This is a genomic window from bacterium (assembly GCA_037131655.1).
In the GTDB taxonomy this organism is placed as follows: Bacteria; Armatimonadota; Fimbriimonadia; order Fimbriimonadales; family JBAXQP01; genus JBAXQP01.
Window position 1 is genome coordinate 1 of the sequence record JBAXQP010000264.1, and the last position, 3,816, is coordinate 3,816.

Below are 3,816 nucleotides of genomic sequence, written 5' to 3' on the forward strand. Positions count from 1 at the left end.
GGGCTTGGAGATCGGGATCGAAAATCAGATCCTCCCCAATTGCCGCGGCGATGCCTTCGCGAGTCAAATCATCTTCAGTTGGCCCTAACCCTGCGATGATCACGAGCAAATCCGAACGTGACAAGGCGAGTTTTATTGCATCGGCAACTCGTTCGAGATTATCCCCCACCGTCTGCCGGCGATAAACCGGAATACCGATCCCCGCCAAAACCTTCCCGAGATAGGCTGCATTCGTATCAGTAATCTGCCCTAAAAGCAATTCTGTGCCAATTGATACAACTTCTGCGATCATTCACCCCTCCAAAGCATCTCAATTTTATTTCTCGACTGGATCGATCCAGCGTTTATCGGATTTGATTAGGTTGATTAGCTCTTCGACGCCGCGTGATTCGGGAATGTTTTGTTTGACAGCATCATGGCCTCGGTAAAGGGCAATCATTCCGTTGCCTTTGCCGACATATCCGTAATCGGCATCGGCCATCTCGCCGGGACCATTGACGATGCAGCCCATGACTGCAATATCCAACCCAACAAGATGTTCCGTCGCCGCTTTTACCTCTGACAAGACTTTTGGAAGATTGAACTTCGTGCGCCCGCATGAGGGGCAAGCGATGAACTCGACTTTTGTCTTTCGCAACCCGAGCGATTGAAGGATATCATAGCAAACCGGCAGCTCTTCGAGAGGGTCTTCTGACAACGAAACCCTGATTGTGTCCCCGATCCCTTCAGCCAATAGCGTCGCAATTCCAGAAGTGCTTTTAATTCGGGCATACATGCCGTCTCCGGCTTCGGTCACTCCTAAATGAAGCGGGTAGTTCATCCCTTCTTCGTCCATTCGCTTGACCATCAACCGATTGGAGGCTAGGACAATGGGAACACGGCTGGCTTTAAGGGAGATCACTAAATTGCGGAAATCATGCTTTTCGCAAAGCCTCAGGTACTCCATGGCCGATTCGACCATGCCTTCGGGGGTATCGCCAAACATCACTTTTAACCGCTCGGAAAGACTGCCGTGATTGACCCCAATCCTCATCGCAATATCCCGCTTCTTGCATGCCTCTATGACCGGCAGCAATTCAGCTTCGATGGCCATAAGCTCCGCGGCTATTTCTTGATCGGTGTATTCAGTGTGCTGATCTGGTTTTCTGAATACGAATAGGCCCGGGTTGATTCGGATTTTATCGATAAATTCGGCAACAGCAACCGCGATATCGCTGCCCTGATGGTGAACATCAGCTACAAGCGGCGTATTATAGCTGCGCTGAGCAAGTTTATTCTTGATTTCGCCCAAACATCGCGCTTCCATCAGGCTAGGGGTGGTCACGCGTACGATTTCAGAGCCGGCATCGTGCATCTGCATAATCTGCTCAACGCAAGCATCTACGTTACGCGTTTCCTCGGTGATCATCGACTGAACGACGATGGGATTATTTCCACCGATTACAACGCTTCCCACCCGAACCTCGCGTGTTTTGCGCCGTTTAATAGTTATCATAATATGTCAGCTAGAGTGCTGCGCTGGATTATGAACAGTTCCCGCAGCCCAACTTGTGCAAGGTCGAGCAAACTGTTTAATTGGTCTCGATCGTATGGTTTGCCCTCAGCCGTTCCCTGCACCTCGATGAACTTACCCCCCTCGGTCATAATCACGTTCATATCAACTTCAGCGCCTGAGTCTTCCTCATAGGCAAGGTCTAAAAGCTCCAGGTCTTCGACAATCCCTATACTTATTCCCGCTACAGGTTCGCTGAATGGGTGCTCTGTCAATAAACCTTGCTTTATCATCCATTGAGAAGCTTCAGCGACAGCAACAAATGCGCCTGTAACGGAAGCGGTGCGTGTGCCCCCATCGCCCTGAATCACATCGCAGTCAACAACAATCGAGCGTTCGCCAAACTTTGTTAAATCAACCACTCCACGCAGTGAACGTCCGACTAATCTTTGTATTTCCTGAGATCGACCGCTGATGTGGCCTTTGGAAATATCGCGAGGCGTTCGTTGGCGGCATGAACGGGGAAGCATCGAATACTCGGCCGTAAGCCATCCCTTACCGGTGCCCTTCAAAAAAGAGGGTACTCGCTCCTCGACACTTGCTGTTATTAGCACCTTCGTATCGCCCATCGTAATCAGACAGGAACCCTCGGCGTATTTTGAAACGCTCCGCTCCATCGTCGTTGGCCGAAGCTGATTAACCGCTCGCCCGTTAAGTCTTGCCATATATAAAAGCCTCCATTGATGCCCTGAATTATACCTGTGAGTTCATTTGCCGTGAGGGGATTTGAGTTAGCGCTCCGGTTACATTACAAGGCTGAGCTACTGATGCATCGAGATCACTACTTCGGAACCAACTTAACCATCAAAATCTCCTCGTCAGTAGGGCAATTGGCTCTGGCTAGATAGCCGGAACCGTCGGAGGAGAGGTCTTTATGAATGACTATAGAGGAAAGGCCTTCGCCGATGACGTCTAGAAGGCCGCCGACCATCATTGGGTTGACGCCGATGATACCTTTGTGGCGTTGGACGGCTTGCCAGAGACCGGTTTTCCAATCTTTTTCTTGTTGTTTGGTCCAGGGGAGCGGATTAAATGAAGGCTGCAGCAAGATTTGGACGTTTTGGGCGGCGAGGGAGGCGATAATATCTTCATGAAAGGCGTCAAGACAGATGGCGATCCCTACAACGCCAATCGGAAGATGTGCGCATTTAAGGGCATCCGCCTGCCCCCTGCAAAGGTTTAGCCCCATCTCTTCTTCAAGCGGTACAAGTTGAACCTTGCGTGCAGTTAGCTCAAGATTACCGTTCGGGCCAAAAAGATAACCTTGATTGAAAAGACATTTGCCTTCTGGGATGGGAGCGCTGCCGGCCATGATGTAAAAACCATACTTTTTTGCTAATTTTGGAAAAACATCTGCATAGGTATGCCGAACAAACTTTGATCGATCGGAAAGAATGGCTCGAACGATAGGGATTTTATAGCGATAAGCGATACGAGTGACGCTGGGGGCATGACGAATGAGCATGCGTCTACCGGCTTCGGTTAAAGTTTGGCAGCTCGTAATCGCCGGATAATCTTCAGTTAAAACAAGACCAAGCCCAAAATCTTCAGGAAAAACGACCAAAACATCCGTATTTTTGCCAGCTTTGTCAGCCACTTGCGACAAAATAGAGGAGACTTTTTGTTCAAAGGCCGCCGCAGAGGCATAATGATCAAGTGCAGCTTGAATTTGGATTGCCGCTAAAATTAACGGTCTTTGAAGTTTAATATCCGATACAATCTCTAACATCTTGTAATTACGACTATACCTTCAACGGGCGGCGCTTGTCTTAGATTGACACTTCCACCTACATGCTGGTACACTTAATTTGTAATTGGATCAATCGGAGGGCGAATTAGTGCCGTTGTGCGAGCATGCCCCTTGAGGCGTTTTCGCAGAGCGGCATTTGCGACCTCCGAATGATTGCTGGTCGACGTGTTTTTACGCTTCAAAAAACCTTCAATCATTGATCCCACTTGAACAGCATCTGGAGGATTCAGAATGCCTTTACCAAAGGAAAACAAGGCGGAAATAGTAACCACTTACCAAACGCACGAAGGCGACACCGGTTCAGCCGAAGTGCAAGTGGCAATTTATACGGCTCGCATATTTCAGATTACCGATCACCTGCGAACGCATAAGAAAGATTTCCACTCTCGACGCGGTCTCCTCATTCTCGTCGGTAAACGACGCCGCTTTCTAAAATATATTTACTCACGGGACGTCCAACGCTACCGCGATCTAATCGGTCGACTTGGTATCCGCGATCAGATCGGTGCGGCAG

General features: G+C 49.3%; 5 protein-coding genes. 1 reads left to right on the forward strand and 4 read right to left on the reverse strand.

From position 1 onward, the window contains the following. The 4 genes from WCO51_10860 to WCO51_10875 all read right to left on the reverse strand — a co-directional run. Window positions 1–292: molybdopterin-binding protein (locus tag WCO51_10860; protein MEI6513754.1), on the reverse strand; the 292-nt coding region annotated here is incomplete at its 3' end. Window positions 293–316: 24 nt separating this feature from the next. After that, window positions 317–1,495 carry a (E)-4-hydroxy-3-methylbut-2-enyl-diphosphate synthase gene (ispG, locus tag WCO51_10865; protein MEI6513755.1) on the reverse strand — a complete coding sequence of 393 codons (1,179 nt, stop codon included), beginning with the start codon at window positions 1,493–1,495 and terminating at the stop codon, window positions 317–319. Continuing rightward, complete coding sequence (gene rph / locus WCO51_10870; GenBank protein ID MEI6513756.1) at window positions 1,492–2,217, reverse strand: ribonuclease PH; 726 nt, start codon at window positions 2,215–2,217, stop codon at window positions 1,492–1,494. The genes ispG and rph overlap by 4 nt, the downstream gene beginning before the upstream one ends. Window positions 2,218–2,333: 116 nt before the next feature. Beyond that, window positions 2,334–3,281, reverse strand: coding sequence for a nitrilase-related carbon-nitrogen hydrolase (locus WCO51_10875; protein MEI6513757.1), 948 nt, complete (start codon window positions 3,279–3,281; stop codon window positions 2,334–2,336). Between the two features lie 252 nt (window positions 3,282–3,533). Between WCO51_10875 and rpsO the strand changes: the two genes are divergently transcribed. Then, on the forward strand, window positions 3,534–3,816 hold a 283-nt coding region (rpsO, locus tag WCO51_10880), incomplete at its 3' end, for a 30S ribosomal protein S15 (GenBank protein MEI6513758.1).